Consider the following 21,030-nt stretch of genomic DNA (forward strand, 5'->3'; position numbering starts at 1 on the left):
TTCGTGGCAATTAAGTTGTCTTGGGCCTCAAAGAGGCCTGACCGCTGCGGCTACGCCGCAGCGCCATTTTTCGTTGATGTGCCACTGGCATCCGTTTTTGCGCTGCCAGCGGCTTTCTCATCAGCAGCAAGGTTCTTTTTGCTACCTGTTTTGAAATCGGTTTCGTACCAACCGCCACCCGCTAAGCGGAACCCGGCTGCCGAGACCAAACGCTCCAGATCATCTTGCTGACACGCGGGGCAGCTTTTTAGAGGATCTGCGCTAATTTTCTGAAGTTTTTCCATGCGATGGCCGCAGGCCTTGCACTCGTACTCATAGATGGGCATGTTGATGGCTCCTGAAAAGCTCAACTCCGACAGGTGTGGGTTGACAGAATCGTGGTAAACCTAGCTCTACCAGGCTGACAATATGTGGCCTGCCGGGATAAATTCCAAGACTGCGGTCGATAGAGCGCTCATTATACCCTTTTGTGCCCCCTGCCGAGCAAGGCCAAGCGGCTTTCGGCGGTTAATGGAGAAAATAAAATGCCCAATGCGGTCATACTGGATGCCCAAAGCCTTGGCGCGGATATTGATTTGACGGCTATTCGCAATGCTGTCACGCACTTAGAAATATATCAGCAAAGTACCACTGCACAGGCGTGTGAACGGTTAGCAGGCGCTGAGATCGCTATTGTTAATAAAGTAAAGTTGGATGCTGAGACGCTATCTCAGCTGCCTTCTTTAAAGTTGATCTGTGTTCTTGCCACTGGTTTAAACAACATTGATCTTGACGCGGCTAAAGCCCATAACATCATTGTTAAGAACGTAACGGCCTATGGCACTGCCAGCGTCTCGCAACACACGCTGATGCTCATGTTGACGCTGGCGAATCGGCTACCCCGCTATCAGGCCGATATCGCGGATGGCAAATGGCAAACGAGTGACTTTTTCTGCCTGCAGGATCACCCAACACTTCAACTAGCGGGTAAGCAGCTCGTCATGGTCGGACAAGGGGAGCTGGGGTCTGAAGTTGCCCGATTGGCTGAGGCCTTTGGTATGCAGGTGACGTTTGCAGCCCGGCCAGGAAATGAGCAACACGACCCTCGCCCTTCGCTAGATGACCTACTGCCCACCGCGGATATCATCAGCTTGCACTGCCCACTCAACGATGCCACCAAACATTTGCTCAATAAAGAGCGCCTTGCCGCGGCAAAGCCTTCGCTGCTCATCGTTAACTGCGCCCGTGGCGGCATTATCGACGAAGAAGCGGCATTAGAAGCGCTTCGCAGTGGCGAAATCGGTGGACTAGCCGTTGACGTACTGCCCGCTGAGCCGCCCAAAGAAGGGCATGCGCTGCTTGATGCACTGGCCAATAGAGAGCCGCTCAACCTTATTGTAACGCCACACAACGCGTGGATTACGCCTGAAGCACGGCAGAATATTGTCGGTTTAACTGCCGACAATATTCGTACCTGGCTTGAAGATAACCACTAACGCCAACACCACTACCACTATTAAATATTTAGTAGGTGGCGAAGTGATCTGGGGCGTGATGGTCATCCAAAGTCTCAAGTGTTACATGGGTGACCTGAGCGCCTTCAGGGCCTTGCCATAACCACTGGCCAAGTTCAGAAACGGCGGCAGGATGGCCGCACATCAACACCTCTACGCGGCCATCGGGCAGGTTTTTAGCGTAACCGGTTAGCCCACGGATTAGCGCCTGCTCTTGAGTGGAGCGTCGAAACCAGACGCCTTGTACTTTGCCTGTTACATAGGCACGTACGCAGCAATTCGCCATAGCACCCTCCTAGCCGTTAAAGCAACTCATGCTTCACCAAAACAGCGCTGTTACGCGGTATGAGCGGTCGGCCACGTCGCAGTAGCAATGAGCGTGTAAACGCCGCACCAAACAGCAAAATAAGCGAGCTGTAATACACCCATAGCAGTATCATAACAACCGAACCAGCGGCACCATAGGTAGAAGCGGTAGCGGTGTAGGCGAGGTAAATCGCAATGACACTGCGGCCAATGGTAAACAGCACCGCGGTGACCAGCGCACCAATCAGCACGTCTTGCCAACGCAGCATGACATCAGGCAGCACTTTAAAAATAGTGGCAAATAGCAAAGCGACCATCGCAAGTGAAATTAACGATTCCGCCGTAGTGGTTAATAAGCTGGCAAAGGGCAGTAAATCATTGGCTGCATGCAACATGCCACGCAACATGACACCAAGCACAAGTGACACTAACAATATAAAACCGATAGACAACACAACGGTTAACGATAACAAACGGTTTTTAATGAAAATAAAGGCGCTATTGCTGGTCGGTTTTGCGGTTACTCCCCAAATAGTGTTGAGCGAGAACTGCATCTGAGCAAAGACCGTCGTGGCCCCCACTAACAGCGCTATGAAGCCAAGAATAGTCGGCAATACACCTGATTCCTCAATACGCGACTGAGCAACGGCCTGCTCTATTGCCAGTGCGGCATCCACTCCTAACGTACCTTGCAACTGAGCAACAATTTGCCCTTGTGCTGCCTCTTCCCCAAGCACAACGCCAATCACCGTGACCGCAATAATGATCGTAGGAGCTAACGAAAATAGCGTATAAAACGCCAATGAACCTGCATAGCTAAAAGCATTTCGCTCAAGCCAAAGCGAGGTGGCATCTTGGACGACATTCCACCAAAAAGTGAGCGTTTTTTTAAGCATAAACTTCCCTTTCTCAACAAATGACAGCGTCCCTGAGCAACGCTTATATGACGATTAATAAATAAGCATACCCAATGAAAACGTTGAGCGCAGATATGATTGCGTTGCAGCGGTTTATCAGGGCCACCATAATAGCGTTGCATTATTCTCATTTTCAGCAATCAAGGACACGCAATGAACTCAGATTCAGCTCGGTCTGGCACGTCTTACGACTTTGATTGCTTGGTTTTCATTGGCCGTTTTCAGCCGCCTCATTTGGGCCACCTGGCGATTATTCGAGAAGCGCTGAAGCAGGCCCGCCAAGTGATTGTGATGGTGGGGTCCTCTTGGCAAGCGCGTTCATTGCGCAACCCATGGCATTTTGATGAACGCCAAGCCATGCTGCGCTCCGGCTTTGATGATGCGGACAATCAGCGCCTGGAAATCACGCCTCTCTTGGATGCGCTGTATAACGACGATGTGTGGGTAAGAGACGTACAGCGTAAAGTCCGAGACTTGGCTGCCCCTGCCAATGCACGCCTGCCGCGCATTGGGCTTATCGGCGCTAGTCGGGGTCAATCAAGCTACTATCTGTCGCTTTTCCCTCAGTGGGAGTCGGTAAGCGTGCCGCTGGTAGAAGGCATCTCTGCCAGCCAAATCAGAGAACGCCTTTTTCGCTCGCCGGGCTCTACCGATGACTACTTGAATACCGGGGCTTATCACGACTTACCTCCCGGCGTAGTAGCGAGCGTTGGTCAATTTTGCAAAGGGGATGATTACTACCGGCTGCTGGAGGAGCAACAGCTGCTCGACCAGTACCGGCAGGCATGGTCCCAAGCTCCCTATCCGCCCATCTTTGTGACCGTGAACGCAGTGGTAGTGCAATCCGGTCACGTGTTGCTAGTGAAGCGCAATGCGTCACCTGGGAAAGGCTTATTTGCGCTCCCGGGGGGCTTTATTAACCCACATGAACGGTTGTTGGATGCCTGCTTGCGAGAGCTGCGTGAGCGGCTGCGTTTAAAAGTACCAGAGCCGGTATTGAAGGGCTCTCTGCGTGGCCAACGCTTATTTGATGAGCCACACCGCAGCTGGCGGGGGCGCACATTGGCAGAAGCGTTCTACTTTGCATTACGCCCGGACCAGCAGCTGCCGCGCCTGAAGCCCGTGCAGGGGGGAGATCATGCCCGCTGGGTAGCATTGGCGGATCTGGAGCCAGAAAGCCTTTTTGAGGATCACTTCTTTATTATTCAGAACTTCCTTGGCTTACCCGCTGACTTTGGCTCGCTTTAGGCCTGCAAAAAATCGCGCGGCAGTTTCATCATCTGCCGCCATAATCGCTCCACGCCCGGTTTATGAACCAAAGAGCAGCGATATAGGCGGATTTCTAGCGGAATATCCCAACTTTCATCGCCTGCTCTGACAAGCTTGCCAGTTTTGAGCTCTTCGCGGATGCAGAAATCAGGAATCCATGCCACACCAACGCCTTGCAACACCATCCCTTTTAAGCCTTCTGCCATGGCCGTCTCATACACCGTTCTCAGCTTCATACGCAACGGATCGTTCTTGAGTAACATGCGCACACTGCGCCCAAGAAACGCTCCCTGGGTATATGCCAAATAAGGAATAGAGCTATCGCGCTGCAAAGAGAAAAGTGGCTTACCCTGCTCATTAGGTAAGGACACTGGCAACATTTTGACCTTGCCTATAGAGAAAGAAGGAAAGACTTCGGCGTCTAATTGCATGGTGGCAAAGGGGTCGTAATAAGCCAGCATTAAGTCACAGTTACCTTCACGCAGTACATGGATCGCCTCCCCCACGTTCATCGCCACTAAGCGAGTCGGCAACTCCCCTAACCCTTTCTGTAATCTAGAAATCCAGGGGGGATAAAAGCTCAGCGCCAAGGAGTGAGCCGCGACAATATCCAGCGCCTCATTGGCAATAGAGAGCCCTCGCAAATGGCTGAGCGACTCGTTTAATTGCTCGACCAAGTTGCGGGCAGTAACGAGAAACAGCTGGCCTTCTGATGTTAAGCCAATCGGGGTGGTTGATCTGTCCACTAGCGTAACGCCAACAGCTTGTTCAAGCGCCCGAATTCGACGGCTAAACGCCGGTTGGGTGACATGGCGCTGCCGGGCTGAAGCTGAAAAACTGCGGGTGTTGGCCAGTGCGACAAAGTCCTCTAGCCATTTTGTTTCTAGATTCACCCATGACTCCTGTTATTTGAACGTTGCTTGTTGCGTCATATGTTGAGGTCCCCTGACTTACTGAACGGGTGCCATTAAATAGGCGGCTCGGGAAACGACTTTTTTCCACATTGGGCGCTGACTCACTTCATCTAAGGTAACCCGTCGGCATTGAGCGAAGTCTGCCTCTAGCATGGTGGCTACATCGCGCGCAAAGTCTGCACTAGGAACGAAAGCGGTAATTTCAAAATTTAAGCGGAATGATCGGTTATCTAAATTGACTGTGCCCACTGTTGCTGAGGTGCTATCTATTAGCATGACTTTTTGGTGTAAAAAACCAGGATGATAACGGTATATTTTTACACCTGCTTTCAACATATCGGGTAAAAAAGAGAATGCTGAGAGAAACACTAACAAATGATCTGGCCGCTCCGGAATCATCACACGGACATCGACCCCTCGCATGGCGGCAAGGCGCAGGGAGTCTTGTACGCCCTGATCCGGTACAAAATAGGGGCTAGTCACCCAAAACCTTTCGTTGGCGCTATGAATCAACTGCTGCACTAACAACCCTGCCGTATCTTGTTTATCAGCTGGTCCAGAAGGCACAATAACGACCTGTTGATCATGCTGCGGATGGCTCTCTGCGTGCCAATTAAGCGTAATCACCGCCCCCGTTGCCCAGTGCCAGTCTTCCCAAAAGGCTTCTTGCAGGCCAAGCACACAAGGCCCCTGCACCATCAGATGAGTATCGCGCCACGGCCCATGCTTGGCACTTTTACCCAAGTATTCATTACCCACATTAAAGCCGCCTACCCAACCTTGCTTACCGTCCACCACGGCAATTTTTCGGTGGTTACGAAAATTCAGCTGAAAGCGATGCTTTATGCCTCGCGACGAGCGAAAAGGGGTCACCTCTACCCCGCTGTCACTCAGCTCTTTTAAATACCCTTCGTTTAATTTGCGGCTGCCAATTTCGTCGTAGAGAAAATAAACGCGCACACCGCGCTTCACGGCAGCGATCAAATGCTGATGAAGCTGCCGTCCTAGCTCATCATCGCGAACGATAAAAAACTGAATCAGTAGATAATCTTGTGCCCGCTCAATGCCCGCAAATAGGCTCGCGAAGGTGGCATCACCATCGATGAGTAGCTGCGTGCTGTTTCCCTTCGTTAACGGCATCATTGCAAGCTGCTCAACTGCTTGAATATCGGTATTGTCAGATAGCGCGACATGGGGCTTAACGTTGTGGCGATAGAGTACCAACACTCTTCTCAATACCGAGTCACGCGCCCCTCTTGCCGTGACATAGCCATAAAACCGGGGTCGGCCAAATAGCCAATAGGCAGGTACAGCCGCATAGGGGAAGGTTAATAGTGAAATAATCCACGCCACGGCACCCTGCGATGTACGGCTCGACATTAAGGCCATCACGGCTGAGATCATCCCCAACACGTGAATTAGCATAATCCCTGTCCCTAGCAACCAAGAGGTCATCCGCTACTCCTCGCTATCCATACATTTGTGCATCTCATACACAGGAGCCCCGCTAATACGGGGCTCCTTTCAAACATCATCGTGAAACGCTACATCCGCGCATCATGCTTTTTCAGCGATAATTTCTTTCCACTTAGCCGGACCAGTTTGGTGTACAGAAGTACCCTGACTGTCTACCGCTACCGTGACCGGCATGTCTTCCACTTCAAATTCGTAGATAGCTTCCATGCCCAGGTCTTCAAAACCGACAACACGGGATTTTTTGATGGCTTGCGCCACCAGGTACGCAGAACCCCCTACGGCCATAAGATACACTGCTTGGTTATCGCGAATGGCATCAATAGCCAGCTGACCACGCTCGGCCTTGCCCACCATACCCAGAAGGCCGGTTTCTTCCAGCATTGTACGGGTGAACTTATCCATGCGCGTGGCCGTGGTGGGGCCTGCAGGGCCAACCACTTCATCGCCGACCGGGTCTACCGGGCCCACGTAATAAATAAAGCGACCTTTCATATCTACCGGCAGCGGCTCGCCCTTGGCGATCATATCTACCATGCGTTTATGAGCAGCGTCGCGGCCGGTGAGCAGCTTGCCATTAAGCAGCAGCGTATCACCTGGTTGCCATGTCTGTACTTCTTCCGGAGTCACGGTATCCAGATTGACGCGTTTCACGTTATCACCCGCTTCACGGGTAATTTCTGGCCAATCCTCTAACTTCGGAGCAGGCAGCGAGACCGGACCAGAGCCATCCAGCGTAAAGTGCGCATGGCGAGTTGCCGCGCAGTTCGGAATAATCGCTACCGGCTTGTTCGCGGCGTGGGTAGGATAATCTTTAACTTTAATATCCAATACGGTGGTTAAACCACCTAACCCCTGTGCGCCAATGCCGCTCTTGTTGACTTTATCAAACAGCTCAAGCCGCAGCTCTTCGGCACGGTTGCTTGCGCCACGGGCCTGAAGCTCTTGAATATCGATAGGGTCTAATAGCGCTTCTTTGGCAATTTCCATCGCTTTTTCAGCGGTGCCGCCAATACCAATACCAAGCATGCCCGGCGGGCACCAGCCAGCGCCCATTTTAGGGAGCTGTTCCATGACCCAATCTACAACGCTATCGGATGGGTTGAGCATGGCAAACTTCGATTTCGCCTCGCTACCACCGCCCTTCGCCGCCACGTGAATATCGACCTTATCGCCCGGAACGATTTTGTAGTGAATAATCGCCGGCGTGTTGTCTTTAGTGTTTTGACGCTTACCGTCAGGATCTGCGAGCACTGACGCGCGTAAAACGTTATCCGGCAAATGATAAGCCCGGCGAACGCCTTCATTAATCATATCGTCAAGACTTAGCTCGGCGTCCCAAGTGACGTTCATACCCACATGAACAAACACCGTGACGATGCCGGTATCTTGGCAAATCGGGCGATGCCCTGTCGCACACATGCGTGAGTTGATCAAAATTTGAGCGATAGCATCTTTTGCTGCCGGGTTCTCTTCACGCTCGTAGGCAGCGGCCATCGCTTGAATAAAATCTTTCGGATGATAGTAAGAGATGTACTGCAGAGCATCGGCAACGCTTTGAATAACGTCGTCCTGGCGAATCACGGTCATGGATTAACAGCTCCTCGGTTATCGTCTTGGCTGCGGCCTTATAGGCCGTCTAAGTGTGCGGGAAGTATACCGCATTGATGCCAGCACGGCAGCCAAGACCGGGCTTCACCGCTTGCTATCTGGTAGCGCTTTGGTCTGAATGGTTGAGCAATTGTTTAGGATAACGGTATAAATTTGAGTTAAAAGGAGGGCTGGCACTGAGGGCAGCAATACAACCGGCGTGAACCCACCATCATGCGCGTAATGATATTGCCGCAGCGATGACAGGATAGCCCCGCGCGTTCAAACACACTAAAACGCCACTGCCGCCGGGGCTCGCCAGAAGCAATGGCCTGCTCAATCCAGGCTTCTTGATTAGTCACTCCCGCCGTTCGGTAGGCGGTGCGGGTAATGTCGACAATATGCGTTGATAGCCGCGTTAACTGCTCATCGGTTAAATCATCTGGGCGCTGCTTGGGATGAAGGTAAGCAAAGAACAGAATTTCAGAGCGTAAGTAATTCCCCAGCCCCGCCACTAGGCCTTGATCTAAAAGCAGCGCTCCTAAACTTCGGCGTTTAAACGCCGGCATAAGCAGGCGCTGCTTCACATCGCTGGCGCTGACGTCTTGGCTAAGTAAATCAGGGCCCAGGCGCGATAAAAAGGGGTGGTGCGCCAGCGTATCTTCATGCCACAGCGATATATCTGACGCGCTGTAAAGGCTTGCGGCCCTGCCCTCGGCCACTAGCCGCACACGCAGGGATCGCTTAGTGCTAGGCGGCTTATCTTCAGCGTGTAGCTTCCACACGCCGTACAGCTGATTATGCGAGTAAAGCACGCGTTGGTCGTCAAACCGAATCAGCATGGCTTTACCCCAGGTATCCACCGCTGACACCTTAACGCCGATCAGCGAGCTTGCTTGGCTGGATAATTCAGGAAAAGCAAACCACACATCATCCAGCACTTTACCGCCGATTTGCTTTTCAATACGATCCGCTGCGCGGCGAATCTCTGGACCTTCGGGCATGGGTTATCCTAGCGCCAGCTGTTTCTCTTTCATTTGATGGAGCTGGTCGCGCAGCCGCGCCGCTTCTTCAAACTCTAAGTTTTGAGCCGCTTCAAACATGGCGTCTTCTAGCTTACTGATCGCCATGAGTAAGTCTTGCTTGCTCATGGTCGTTACATCGTAACCCCCTTCAGGCTCAGCCACTTTGCGTTCATTACCCTTACGTCGAGTACTCTTCTTACCCGGCGTTTGTGCTGCTTCCAGAATATCGGCCACGGAGCGGGTGACCGTCGTGGGAGTAATGCCATGCTTTTCGTTATGCGCCATCTGTTTATGACGCCGGCGCTCGGTCTCATCAATCGCTTTACGCATCGAGTCAGTGATGCGATCGCCATAAAGAATCGCTTTACCATTGGCGTTACGGGCTGCACGGCCGATGGTTTGAATCAATGACCGCTCGGCGCGCAAGAAGCCTTCTTTGTCAGCATCCAATATGGCAACTAGCGAGACCTCAGGAATATCCAGCCCTTCTCGCAGCAAGTTGATACCCACCAACACGTCAAATTTACCCAGACGCAAATCGCGGATAATTTCCACCCGCTCAACGGTGTCGATATCGGAGTGCAAATAGCGAACGCGAATATCGTGCTCATCGAAGTAATCGGTTAAGTCTTCTGCCATGCGTTTGGTCAAAGTGGTAACCAGCACCCGCTCGCCAACCGCCGTGCGCAAACCAATCTCCGAGAGCAAGTCATCGACCTGCGTGCTTGCCGGGCGCACCTCAATTTGCGGATCTAACAGCCCCGTTGGCCGCACAACCTGTTCGACGATTTGGCTTGCATGCTCCGCCTCGTAATTACCGGGAGTGGCGGATACGAAAATCGTCTGCGGGGAGATCGCTTCCCACTCTTCAAACTTCATTGGCCGGTTATCTAATGCCGAAGGCAGCCGGAAGCCGTACTCCACCAGGGTCTCTTTGCGCGAACGGTCGCCTTTATACATCCCCCCTACCTGGGGCACGCTAACGTGGGACTCATCGATAAACAGCAGCGCATCATCGGGCAGGTAGTCAAAGAAGGTAGGGGGCGGCTCACCCGGGGCACGGCCCGATAGGTAGCGAGAGTAGTTTTCGATACCGTTGCAGTATCCCAGCTCAAGCATCATCTCAATATCATACAGCGTACGTTGTTCAAGCCGCTGGGCTTCTACCAACCGCTCATGCTTGCGTAACCACTCCAAACGCTCCTTGAGCTCCGCTTTAATGGAGTCGATGGCTTCCAGTATGGTTTCTCGTGGCGTCACATAGTGCGACTTAGGGTAAATCGTCATGCGAGGCACTTGCCCGCGAACATCGCCGGTTAGCGGGTCAAACAACCGGATAGAGTCAATTTCGTCGTCAAACAGCTCAACACGCACGGCTTCTTCATCAGAATCGGCGGGGAAAATATCAATCACGTCGCCGCGCACACGATAGGTGCCTCGACGAAAATCCATATCGTTACGGGTGTATTGCAGTTCCGCTAGACGACGTAGAAAAGCACGCTGATCAATCAGCTCGCCGCGGGTGAAGTGCAGCCGCATCTTTAGATATTGGTCAGGATCGCCGAGGCCGTAAATCGCCGAGACTGACACTACAATCAACGCATCGCGACGCTCTAGAAGCGCTTTCGTGGCGGAAAGACGCATTTGCTCAATGTGATCATTGATAGAGGCGTCTTTCTCAATAAACGTATCCGAGGAAGGCACATAGGCTTCCGGCTGGTAGTAGTCGTAATAAGAGACGAAATACTCAATGGCGTTATCGGGGAAAAACGATTTGAACTCACCGTAAAGCTGCGCTGCGAGGGTTTTGTTGGGCGCCATAACTATCGTTGGACGCTGCAACTGTTGAACAACGTTCGCCATGGTGAAGGTTTTACCCGACCCAGTGACCCCGAGCAGCGTTTGATGGGCAAGCCCGGATTCCAAACCGCTGATCAGTCCGCGTATAGCTGCAGGCTGGTCGCCCGCAGGCTGAAATTTTGACTGCAGACGAAATTCCTTGCTCATCGTTGCTCCTATCGGGGAAGTAGACCTTCTGGGTGTAGTCGACCTACTCGGTGTGCGTCGATATGTCGATTGTTGCCTGCGTCATTAGGCGTTGGATGGGGCAGCGGTGGCTAATATCTTCCAGCTTTGCCCGCTGCTCTGGGTCGCTGATGCCATGCAGCGACAGCGTAACGCTCAGTTTATAGACACCCTTCCGCTCTTCACTGTCATCACGCTGTACTTTGACGGTAATACCTTCCAACGGCCACTGCTTGCGCTTAGCGTACATTTGGACCGTAATCGCTTTGCAGGTTCCCAGCGCAATATCGAAATAATCATGAGGATCCGGCGCGCTTTCATCGCCCCCCACCACTGCGGGTACATCGGCATAGAGATCCTCCATACCATTGACCTCTATACGCTTGCGAAACACGCTATTTCGCTCACTGATCACCACGATAGGTGGATGCATTACGATACCTTGATACGCAGGTTAAGTTTCTCAACTGCTTTGATGAGAGCGTCCCGCTTTGCGCGACCTTCAACTTCCGCACCATAACGGCCTACTTCAGCACTATCGACACCATCGAGCATCATCAGCGCAGTAGTGATTTTGTTGACCTGCTCGGCGGTAGTAACGCCTTGAAAGCTTAATGATTGAACAGCCATGCCGCGTCCTTTGCTAAATTGTTACCAGCTACCTGCATGAAAGTCACATGCAGGTGATTACCTATGCAAACCTGATACAGGATAAAGAGTCTAGCATGCTCCGAAGGCCTTGCAATCTGCCTATCCTGCCCACACTTTTATAAGCATGCTTATTGATCACACATCTCACTAACCACGCCCAGGAGTGACTATGGCCACCGCAATAACACCGCCCTTTAGCGCCGTGCGTTTGACCCAGTACGCAGCGCTCGATATTAAAGGGGCCGATGCGGAGAAATTTCTACAGGGCCAAACCAGCGCGCAGGTGAGCTTAGCAAAGGGCTCTTTTGCGCCGCTTACCTGTTTTTGCACACCCAAGGGGCGCATGTTGGCCAACGGCCAGCTTTTGCGGCTTGGCAACGACCATTACCGCTTAATTTTAGACACCTCCCTGGCAGACACACTCGCCAACCACCTGAAGAAATTTGCCGCGTTCTATAAAGCGGAGTTATCACTTGAAGGCTCAGTGACGTTTGCAGGCGCCAGCCAGCCCACAGATGCGATTGCTGAACATCTAGGCATCACGCTACCTGAGCAGCCCTATACGCATGTGACAAGCCCTAAAGGGACGGCGCTACGCATGCCTGGTAGCCCACGCTGGCTCTTTATGTTTGAAGAAGAGGCGGGAAGCTTATTAAGCAGCGATGAAACGCTACAGAATACGTGGCAGCTAGCGGATATTCGCAGCGGACTTGCTTGGCTCACCGATGCCCAGCAGGATCACTTTCTTCCCCAGATGTTGAATTGGGAAGCACTGGGAGGGATCAGCTTTAAGAAAGGCTGCTATACCGGCCAGGAAGTCGTGGCACGCGCGCATTTTCGCGGCCAGGTAAAAAAGCGTTTGGTTCACGCCAGTGTGTCCGCTACCACGCTGCCCGCTATTGGCGATGCGTTAATGGATGAAAGTGGCAAAGCCTGGGGGGAAGTGGTTAGCCGCGCATGGGGCAACGACCAGCAAGTAGAACTGCTGGCGGTCATGAATACCAAAGTGATGGAAGAAGAGATTTCGCTACACTGGCAGCAGCAACCCATCACCCTACATACACTGCCCTACCCTGTTGAACGGCTAGACCCTGAACAGATCTCCGCACAGCTGACCTAAAGCTTAAACAGCTGGCCTAAAGGTTAAAGAGACGCGAGGCGTTGGCACTACTCAGCATGGAGACTCTCTCAAGAGATTGCTGACGCAGCGCGGCTACCACGCTAGCCACTTTTGCCACTCGGGAAGGCTCGTTCCGCTGGCCCTGGTAACCGCTTAGCGGCATATCAGGGCTGTCAGTTTCTAGCACAAACCCATCGTCTGGCAGCTTGGCGACAACGGCACGCAAACGCTGTGCTCGCTCATAGGTCACGGCACCGCCCAGCCCCAATACGTAGCCAAGGTCTAAAAACTTCACCGCCTGCTGGTAGGAACCGGCAAAGGCATGTATCAGCCCAGCATGCGGTAACGCCCGCTGACGCAGTCTTTTGCTGACCGAGTCGTTTGCCTTAACGCAGTGCACCACCACCGGCAGCTTGCAGCGCTTCGCAATGCCTAACTGCTCATCAAAATAGTGCCACTGTTGATCCAGGCTCTGCGTAAAGCGTCCATCAATGCCGCATTCACCAATGGCCACTGGGCGAATGGAAGAAGTGCTTGATAACTGTTGATTCACCAATACTTCCAGCGCCTCAATATCCTCCGGCCGATGCTGCTCAATAAAGTAAGGGTGAAGCCCTAGGCAAACGCTCACCTCAGGCCGCTCCCCCAGCGCCAGCAAGTGATGCCAACGGGCTCGCACCGTGGCGGGCACTATAAAACGGCAAACGCCCGCTGCCTTGGCAGCGGCGATGACGGTCTCACGATCCGTGTCAAACTCCGCAACATCCAAATGGCAGTGGGCGTCTATCAGCATATTGCCCTCTTTAGGAGGTTTAATGCTCGCGGGTAGGCTGGAAGCGAATATCCGGCCAGCGCTCCTGGGTCATTTGTAGGTTAACCCGTGTAGGCGCGATGTAGGTCAGGTAACCGCCGCCATCAATGGCGAGGTTGGTACTGGCCTTGCGCTTAAACTCTTCCAGCATTTTGGCATCGTTGCAGTACACCCAGCGGGCGGTTTGCACGTTAACCCCTTCATAAAGGCAGTCGACCTTGTACTCTTCCTTCAAGCGATGGGCGACAACATCAAACTGCAGCGTACCTACGGCCCCTAGGATGAGGTCGTTATTATCCATCGGCATAAAGACCTGGGTCGCCCCCTCTTCCGAGAGCTGCTGGAGGCCTTTCTGGAGCGCTTTCATTTTTAGCGGGTCTTTTAAACGTACGCGCTTGAAAAGTTCGGGGGCAAAGTGAGGGATGCCGGTAAAGCGCATATCTTCACCTACGGTGAAGGTGTCACCAATCTGAATCGTGCCATGGTTATGCAGGCCGATAATATCGCCTGGCCACGCCTCCTCTACTTGCGAGCGGTCAGAGGCCATAAACGTAAGTGCATCAGCAATCTTGACGTCTTTACCAATCCTCACGTGGCGCATCTTCATGTTCTTTTCGTACTTACCAGAGCACACCCGCAGGAAGGCGATGCGGTCACGATGGTTCGGGTCCATATTGGCCTGAATCTTGAATACAAAACCTGTGAAGCGCTCATCCTGAGCAGTCACTTCACGGGTATCGGTTTCCCGAGACTGTGGAGCGGGCGCATGCTCTACGAAACCGTCCATCATTTCACGTACGCCAAAGTTACCCATGGCGGTACCAAAATAGACGGGGGTAAGCTCACCGCGGCGATAGGCTTCTAAATCAAATTCGTGAGAAGCACCGCGCACTAAATCGACTTCCATGCGCAGCTCTTCTGCCTGCTCTTCCCCCAACACCGCGTCGACTTCGGGGTTGTCTAGCCCTTCAATGCGCTTGTCGTCTGGAATACGGCTACCCTGTCCCTGGGTGTAGAGGTGAATCACATCGTTATAGAGGTGATAAACGCCTTTAAAGTGACGCCCCATGCCAATCGGCCATGTCATCGGCGCACACTGGATATTCAGTACCGTTTCCACTTCATCCATGACTTCAATGGGGTCGCGAATGTCACGGTCCATTTTATTGATAAACGTCAGAATCGGCGTCGTGCGCAGACGACACACTTCCATCAATTTGATGGTACGGTCCTCAACACCTTTCGCGCCGTCAATCACCATCAGCGCGGAATCCACCGCCGTTAGGGTGCGGTAGGTATCTTCAGAGAAGTCTTCGTGCCCCGGGGTGTCGAGGAGGTTGACGATACGTCCACCATAGGGAAACTGCATAACCGACGTGGTCACCGAGATACCACGCTCCTGCTCCATCTTCATCCAGTCAGACGTGGCGTGACGATCATTACGTTTACTCTTGACCGAGCCTGCTAGCTGAATCGCATTTCCAAACAGCAGCATTTTTTCGGTGATGGTGGTTTTACCGGCGTCAGGGTGCGAAATAATCGCAAAAGTACGGCGAAGCTCAGCTTCACGCGCTAATTGGGCGTCAGACATGGAGTTCTCTACAAGATGGTACAGCGTGAACACTTAAAACGTAGCGCCAAACCTTCGGCGTTGTGTGCGCCTATGGTAACGCAACTCGCCTTCAACGGCATACCATCACGTGCAGCGGGCATTTTGTACCGATATAAAAAACGCCGACAGAGTCGGCGTTTAGATACGTTAGTAAAATCATTACTAAGCAAACAGCTACTTAAGCGTACGTATTAACCTGCGTGCCAACACTGCCTTCTTGTGCCAAGTTGGGCTGGGCACCGGTATCAGCAGAAGCGAGCACTTCTGTGATTTGCTCGGCTTGCACATCAAGGGCTTGGCGGAACATTTGCATTTGCGCTTGTTCAGCGGTTTGCGCTTGGTTCATATACAGCGCTGTGCTGACAGCATTACTCGCAGCGACATCCATTATTGCACCTCAGTCTTTTGAGTGACTTGTTCAGCGTAGCAAACCCAGCCTCACTAGGCCATGTTTGTCACTTTGCGTATCGTAACAGCACGCAACATCACGGTTAAAACCGATCAGCCCGAAACGGCGCCATATCAATAGCGGTGGGCTTATCTTCCATCATATCCGCTAGCAGTTGGCCGGTAGCCGGGCCAAGTGTGAAACCTTGATGACCATGACCAAATGCTAACCACAGGCCTGGGTGACGTGGCGCAGGGCCAATAACAGGCTTCATATCCGGCAAACACGGCCGCGCGCCCTTCCACGCAGCGCTATCTTTGCGCTCAGCTAACGGGAAGATAGTGCGCGCTACTTTTTCAGCGGCCCCTAGCTGCTCTTCATCCGCAGGTGATTCCAGGCGGTCTAGCTCAGCCCCGGTGGTCAGCCGGACCCCCGCGTTCATTGGCGCCAGCAAATACCCTACCTCTGCATCCATTAACCAATAGTTTAATTTGGCTGTCGGTTGAGTAGCATAATGCATATGGTAGCCACGCTTTACGAACGTCGGGAAGTGATAGCCCAACGGCTTCATCCATTGGCCCGCCCAGGGGCCGAGCGCCATAACGACCTGATCAACGCTGAACGCCTCTTCACTGGTCGTGACGGTCCACGTATCGCCCTGCTGCGTAACGCCGGTGATATCTGCCTGCACAACACGCCCGCCCATGGCTTCAAACGAGGCAGCATAAGCGGCCACCAATCCACCCGGGTCTGCAACGGTCCATGGGTCCAGCCAATGAATTGCGCCAATGATTTTCTCACCAAGCTGGGGCTCTTTCTCATTCAGCGCCTCACGGTCTAGTACCGTAAATTGCACGCCGTAAAGCTCACGCGCTTCTTCGGCCTCTTTTACCCGCTTAGCGAGCTTCTCTTGCGTACGGTAGATTTCCAGCCACCCTTCACGGCGCACTAAATGGTCAGCGCCCGACGCTTCAATCATCGGCGCGTGAGCCTCCAGGCAAAGCTGAATCAACGACGCGTATTCAGGAACGATCTTTTTATACAGCCGGGAGGAGGAGTGGTGCCAGTAGCTCAATAGTGGCGATGCCGCATTGACCATACCTGTCGGCCGGTAGCGGATATCAACACGTCGGTTCGGCAGTACGCTTAATATCGTTTTCATATCACGCGGGAACGGATAAGGCCTTACGGCTTCACGCTGTATAATCCCCGCATTTCCAAACGAGGTTTCACGCCCAGGCTGGCGGCGATCCACCAGTGTTACCTGGTAGCCACGCTGCTGCAGCTGCCAAGCAATACTGACACCCACCATTCCTGCTCCTAAAACCACCGTTTGACGCGCCATTATGATGCACTCCTCTCATTCTTTTGATTGCCCAGCCACACGCTGCCAACCCCGTAAGTAATATATTGAAAAATATCACCAATCAAACCGCTTTTGCACAGTCATAAAGACTGTTTTAAGCCACTATTTTAGTTATTTATAACGCAAAAAACGTAAATAAGGATGACTTTACTAAGCGCGGCACAACATTTGCTTAATTACTGTTAGCACTGCTTTAACGCACCGGAAACCTTCGGCAACACAAGGCACCGCGCTGGGTTAATAAGAGGCAACGCACGCATTACCGCACCCTAACAGTGCTCGCACTGCACCAGATCAGCACAAGGACCTTGCCCATGACCGACAGCTTCGATACCACTCTCATTGATACCCTGTGGGTGCTGTGGGCGGCCGCACTGGTGTTTGTCATGCAGGCTGGCTTTCTGTGCCTTGAAGCAGGAACCACCCGAACCAAAAATGCCATTAACGTCGCTATAAAAAACTTAGCGGATTTTGCGATTGCCGTCAGTGTCTTTTGGCTCGCAGGCTTCGGGATGATGTTTGGTGCTTCCCAGGCAGGTTGGGTCGGTAGCTCGCTGTTTGGATGGGAGCTGGAGTCGACCAACACTTGGCTAATCACCGTCTTTATCTTTCAAGCCATGTTTTGCGCCACAGCGGCTACGATTGTGGCGGGCGCGGTGGCTGAACGAATGCCGTTTCTTGGCTACCTTTGGACCGCGTTTTGGATAGCGCTACTGATTTATCCGGTATTTGGCCACTGGGCATGGGGCGGCTTGTTGGGCGGCAGTCCTGGCTGGCTGGCGGCGCTGGGCTTTATCGATTTCGCCGGCGCAACCGTCGTACACAGCGTTGGCGGCTGGGTGGCATTAGCGGCAGTACTGGTCATCGGCCCTCGTCAGGGGCGCTTCCAGGTGGATAAGCCCCCGACTGCCTTTCCCGCGGGCAACTTACCGCTCGCCATGCTGGGCGCTCTGTTTATGGTGCTAGGCTGGTTTGGATTTAACGGTGGCAGCACGCTTGCTTTAAATGGCAGCGTGCCCGGCATCATCGCCAATACCATGTTAGGCGCTGTGGGCGGCATTTTATCGGCCATGCTGGTGGGCTGGCGTGTGCGACGCTATGCAGATGTGATGTATGCCATCAACGGCGCCATCGCAGGTTTAGTAGCGGTAACGGCAGGCGCACATGCTCTGTCATTAGCCGCTGCTTTCTTTATGGGCGGCGTAAGCGGTGTCCTTATGGTACTGGCGAGCGAATGGCTACTAAAAAGGCGCATTGATGATGCCGTGGGCGCTATCCCCGCACACTTAGTCACCGGCCTATGGGGCACTCTCGCCCTGCCGTGGATAGCCGACCTTGATCGACTGGGCACTTCCCTTGGCAGATTTGATCAATTTATGGTCCAGCTGCTGGGCGTCGTGGTATGCGGCTTGTGGAGTTTTGGGCTCGCCTGGCTGCTCTTTCGTATCACCCGCCGGTTTTTACCCCTTCGCGTCTCCAAAGATGCCGAGAAAATGGGCCTTAACCTTGCCGAGCATGGCGCACGAAACGAGCTCAACCAGCTGTTGGAGCATATGCGGCAGCATGAAAAACAGGGCGATATGCGCCAGCGCATTGAGGCCGACCCCTTCACCGAGGTCGGTGAGATAGCGGCAAGCTATAACCGCGTGTCGGCAGCACTTGAACGCGCGGTAGGTCACACTCAGGTCATGCTGCGCAACCTGCGCGACGGCGTGATTACCTGGCAAGCCGACGGAACGCTCACGGGGTTAAACCCGGGCGCAGAGGCTTTGTTTGGCGTTCATGCAGAACGGATGGTTGGCCAACCAGTAAGCACGCTACTGGCCAACAAGGCGCTGACGCCCGGGGCAATGCATGAAATTAAGCTGCGCACGGAGGACCAGCAGATACGCTATTTGGAAATCCAGGTCAGTGAGGGTGCCGAGGGCTCCGCCTCAGAGTGCTCTGGGATGGTACGTGACATCACAGAGCGCAAACAGCTTCAAGAGCAGCTAAACCGTGAGCGCGACCTTGCCCGCACCACGCTCGCCTCGATTGGTGATGGCGTGATCACTTGCGACGCTAGCGGCAATATTACCTTTATGAATGCGGAAGCAGAACGACTGACGGGTTGGGCACTTGACGACGCTGTAAACAAACCGATTCAAACCATTTATCAACTGCGTGACGAGCTTAGCGATGAACCCATCAGCAATCCCGCTCGTAAAGTGCTCACGCAGCATCGTGCTATTCACTACAGCGAACACTGCCAGCTTATCCATCGCACCAGTAAGCGCTACCCCATTCAACATAGTGCGGCACCTATCCGCTCCAGAGGGGGCATAACGCTTGGCGCCGTGGTCGTCTTCCAAGATGTGAGTCTTACACGCAAGCTTTCAGAACAGCTTAACTATCAAGCCACCCACGACAACCTCACCGGCCTTTTGAATCGACGTGCTTTCGAAACGCTGCTCACTAAACTACTCGAACAGACTGAGCGTCACCATGTGCTCTGCTATCTCGATTTAGATCAGTTCAAAATCGTCAACGACACCTGCGGCCACTTAGCGGGGGATGAACTGCTACGCCAAGTCTCTATGAAACTGAAAGCGCATGTTCGCAATAGTGACACCGTTGCGCGCTTAGGAGGCGATGAGTTCGCCCTGGTACTGCCCGACTGCCCGCTTGATAAAGCCAAGATTATTTGCGAAGCCGTGCGCCGCGATATCGAGCATTTCCGCTTTGCCTGGCAGGGGCACACATTTGGCATTGGCGTCAGTATTGGCTTAGTGGCGATGACACCTGAACAACCGATGCGCTTGTCTGACACACTGCACGCCGCCGATGCCGCCTGCTATACCGCCAAAGAAGCGGGCCGCAACCGTATTCACTGCTATCAACCGGATGACCATCTGCTCTTAGAGCGCCACGGTGAACTGCAGTGGGTACAGCGATTACAAAATGCCCTGGATAACGATGCTTTCCGACTGTTTGCCCAGCCTATTCATGCCTTATGTGGTCAAGGCCCCGGCTACCGAGAAATTTTGCTACGCCTAGAAGAAAACGGCGCGCTGATCGCGCCAGGCAGCTTTTTACCCGCCGCCGAACGCTATCACTTTATGCCGAGAATAGACCGCTGGGTAGTGCGCAACACGTTAGCGTGGCTGGGAGATCGTTATCGCTGTGCGGAGAATCATTCGATAGGCCACTGGGGCATTAACTTATCAGGCGATTCTTTATCAGATGGCGATTTTTGTCAGGAGCTGGTGCAGCAAGTACGCCGCGCCGAGCTACCAGAAGGGACGCTATGCTTCGAAATTACCGAGAGCGCGGCTATTGCGCAGCTTTCAAAAGTCAGTGAATTGATACAGGCCCTTAAAGCACTGGGCTGCCGATTCGCACTGGATGACTTTGGCACCGGGCTCTCATCCTTCAGCTATTTAAAACAGCTGTCGGTCGACTATTTAAAAATAGATGGCAATTTTATCCGCAATATTCACCATGACCCCATAGATAGCGCCATGGTGGAAGCCATTCACGCCGTAGGAAAGGCGCTTAATATTGATACAGTCGCTGAATACGTAGAAAACAAAGAAACGCTAGATAAGCTTCGCTCTCTAGGGATCGACTATGCACAAGGCTATTTACTTGGAAAACCAGAACCCATTACCGCTACCGTTGGTAACCAGATTAAGGTTATGCCGAGATAGGTAAATTGGTGAGTGGTGAGTGGTGAGTGGTGAGTGGTGAGTGGTGAGTGGTGAGTAGATACTATGAAACAATGACTATTTAAAAGTCATAAAAACAGTAACGAATGTTTGAAATGCAAAAAGAACAAATATAGGAGGGGAGACTGAAGGACAAATAACAGGTTAATGGGGTGGATGATGGGGATCGAACCCACGACCACCGGAGCCACAATCCGGGGCTCTACCACTGAGCTACATCCACCACAACCTGAAACTGTTTACTGCGGAGTTACTGATATTGCTTTATATTGCTGTATGTTTTGTCAATGGGGTGGATGATGGGGATCGAACCCACGACCACCGGAGCCACAATCCGGGGCTCTACCACTGAGCTACATCCAC

At 52.9% G+C, this 21,030-nt stretch carries 18 protein-coding genes and 2 tRNA genes; 4 read left to right on the plus strand and 16 right to left on the minus strand.

All coding sequences use genetic code 11. The features are described 5' to 3' along the window. Positions 1 to 50: 50 nt before the first annotated feature. Positions 51 to 326: an FmdB family zinc ribbon protein gene (locus R0J87_RS13730; protein ID WP_498886815.1), complete on the minus strand. Its 276-nt coding sequence runs from the start codon at positions 324 to 326 to the stop codon at positions 51 to 53. A gap of 198 nt (positions 327 to 524) precedes the next feature. Here R0J87_RS13730 and R0J87_RS13735 point away from each other — a divergent pair, with 198 nt between their 5' ends. Beyond that, complete coding sequence (locus R0J87_RS13735; RefSeq protein ID WP_498886816.1) at positions 525 to 1,475, plus strand: D-2-hydroxyacid dehydrogenase; 951 nt, start codon at positions 525 to 527, stop codon at positions 1,473 to 1,475. A gap of 28 nt (positions 1,476 to 1,503) precedes the next feature. Here the strand turns inward: R0J87_RS13735 and R0J87_RS13740 are convergent, their stop codons facing one another. Next, entirely contained in the window at positions 1,504 to 1,779 is a 276-nt protein-coding gene (locus R0J87_RS13740) for an acylphosphatase (RefSeq protein WP_498886818.1), read from the minus strand. A 16-nt stretch (positions 1,780 to 1,795) separates the two neighbouring features. Further along, on the minus strand, positions 1,796 to 2,695 hold the full coding sequence (locus tag R0J87_RS13745) for a YihY/virulence factor BrkB family protein (RefSeq protein ID WP_404345944.1): 900 nt from the start codon (positions 2,693 to 2,695) through the stop codon (positions 1,796 to 1,798). Between the two features lie 174 nt (positions 2,696 to 2,869). Between R0J87_RS13745 and R0J87_RS13750 the strand changes: the two genes are divergently transcribed. Continuing rightward, positions 2,870 to 3,964 (plus strand): bifunctional nicotinamide-nucleotide adenylyltransferase/Nudix hydroxylase, encoded by a 1,095-nt coding sequence (locus R0J87_RS13750; RefSeq protein WP_404345946.1) that lies wholly within the window; start codon positions 2,870 to 2,872, stop codon positions 3,962 to 3,964. Here the strand turns inward: R0J87_RS13750 and R0J87_RS13755 are convergent. From R0J87_RS13755 to R0J87_RS13785, 7 genes are all read right to left on the minus strand, one after another. After that, positions 3,961 to 4,878, minus strand: a complete 918-nt coding sequence (locus R0J87_RS13755; protein ID WP_404345948.1) for a LysR substrate-binding domain-containing protein — start codon at positions 4,876 to 4,878, stop codon at positions 3,961 to 3,963. The two genes, R0J87_RS13750 and R0J87_RS13755, sit on opposite strands and share 4 nt — an antisense overlap. A 57-nt stretch (positions 4,879 to 4,935) precedes the next feature. After that, complete coding sequence (gene cls / locus R0J87_RS13760; protein ID WP_498886820.1) at positions 4,936 to 6,354, minus strand: cardiolipin synthase; 1,419 nt, start codon at positions 6,352 to 6,354, stop codon at positions 4,936 to 4,938. A 102-nt stretch (positions 6,355 to 6,456) separates the two neighbouring features. Beyond that, positions 6,457 to 7,962: a fumarate hydratase gene (locus R0J87_RS13765; protein WP_404345952.1), complete on the minus strand. Its 1,506-nt coding sequence runs from the start codon at positions 7,960 to 7,962 to the stop codon at positions 6,457 to 6,459. Between the two features lie 179 nt (positions 7,963 to 8,141). Continuing rightward, on the minus strand, positions 8,142 to 8,966 hold the full coding sequence (nei, locus tag R0J87_RS13770; protein WP_404341624.1) for an endonuclease VIII: 825 nt from the start codon (positions 8,964 to 8,966) through the stop codon (positions 8,142 to 8,144). Between the two features lie 3 nt (positions 8,967 to 8,969). After that, complete coding sequence (uvrB, locus tag R0J87_RS13775) at positions 8,970 to 10,994, minus strand: excinuclease ABC subunit UvrB (RefSeq protein ID WP_404341626.1); 2,025 nt, start codon at positions 10,992 to 10,994, stop codon at positions 8,970 to 8,972. 43 nt (positions 10,995 to 11,037) lie between these two features. Then, positions 11,038 to 11,445 carry an OsmC family protein gene (locus R0J87_RS13780; protein WP_498886823.1) on the minus strand — a complete coding sequence of 136 codons (408 nt, stop codon included), beginning with the start codon at positions 11,443 to 11,445 and terminating at the stop codon, positions 11,038 to 11,040. Next, entirely contained in the window at positions 11,445 to 11,642 is a 198-nt protein-coding gene (locus tag R0J87_RS13785) for a hypothetical protein (RefSeq protein WP_404466338.1), read from the minus strand. The genes R0J87_RS13780 and R0J87_RS13785 overlap by 1 nt, the downstream gene beginning before the upstream one ends. Before the next feature lie 190 nt (positions 11,643 to 11,832). Between R0J87_RS13785 and ygfZ the strand changes: the two genes are divergently transcribed. After that, positions 11,833 to 12,783 carry a CAF17-like 4Fe-4S cluster assembly/insertion protein YgfZ gene (gene ygfZ, locus R0J87_RS13790; protein ID WP_498886826.1) on the plus strand — a complete coding sequence of 317 codons (951 nt, stop codon included), beginning with the start codon at positions 11,833 to 11,835 and terminating at the stop codon, positions 12,781 to 12,783. A 16-nt stretch (positions 12,784 to 12,799) separates the two neighbouring features. Here the strand turns inward: ygfZ and R0J87_RS13795 are convergent, their stop codons facing one another. From R0J87_RS13795 to R0J87_RS13810, 4 genes are all read right to left on the minus strand, one after another. Continuing rightward, complete coding sequence (locus R0J87_RS13795; protein ID WP_498886828.1) at positions 12,800 to 13,576, minus strand: TatD family hydrolase; 777 nt, start codon at positions 13,574 to 13,576, stop codon at positions 12,800 to 12,802. A 19-nt stretch (positions 13,577 to 13,595) separates the two neighbouring features. Then, a complete protein-coding gene (locus tag R0J87_RS13800) occupies positions 13,596 to 15,185 on the minus strand; it encodes a peptide chain release factor 3 (RefSeq protein ID WP_404341634.1) in 1,590 nt (529 codons plus the stop codon). Positions 15,186 to 15,384: 199 nt separating this feature from the next. Next, entirely contained in the window at positions 15,385 to 15,594 is a 210-nt protein-coding gene (locus R0J87_RS13805) for a putative motility protein (RefSeq protein ID WP_188638680.1), read from the minus strand. A 103-nt stretch (positions 15,595 to 15,697) separates the two neighbouring features. Continuing rightward, positions 15,698 to 16,939 (minus strand): NAD(P)/FAD-dependent oxidoreductase, encoded by a 1,242-nt coding sequence (locus R0J87_RS13810; protein ID WP_498886829.1) that lies wholly within the window; start codon positions 16,937 to 16,939, stop codon positions 15,698 to 15,700. Between the two features lie 335 nt (positions 16,940 to 17,274). Between R0J87_RS13810 and amt the strand changes: the two genes are divergently transcribed. Then, positions 17,275 to 20,649 carry an ammonium transporter gene (amt, locus tag R0J87_RS13815; protein ID WP_498886831.1) on the plus strand — a complete coding sequence of 1,125 codons (3,375 nt, stop codon included), beginning with the start codon at positions 17,275 to 17,277 and terminating at the stop codon, positions 20,647 to 20,649. A 166-nt stretch (positions 20,650 to 20,815) separates the two neighbouring features. On the opposite strand, the gene R0J87_RS13820 is transcribed toward amt, so the two are convergent. Together R0J87_RS13820 and R0J87_RS13825 are read right to left on the minus strand one after the other, a co-directional pair. Next, a tRNA-His gene (locus R0J87_RS13820) sits at positions 20,816 to 20,890 on the minus strand. Between the two features lie 65 nt (positions 20,891 to 20,955). Beyond that, positions 20,956 to 21,030: transfer RNA gene (locus R0J87_RS13825), tRNA-His, on the minus strand.

Source organism: Halomonas sp. SIMBA_159 (assembly GCF_046536035.1).
Taxonomy (GTDB): Bacteria; Pseudomonadota; Gammaproteobacteria; order Pseudomonadales; family Halomonadaceae; genus Vreelandella; species Vreelandella venusta_A.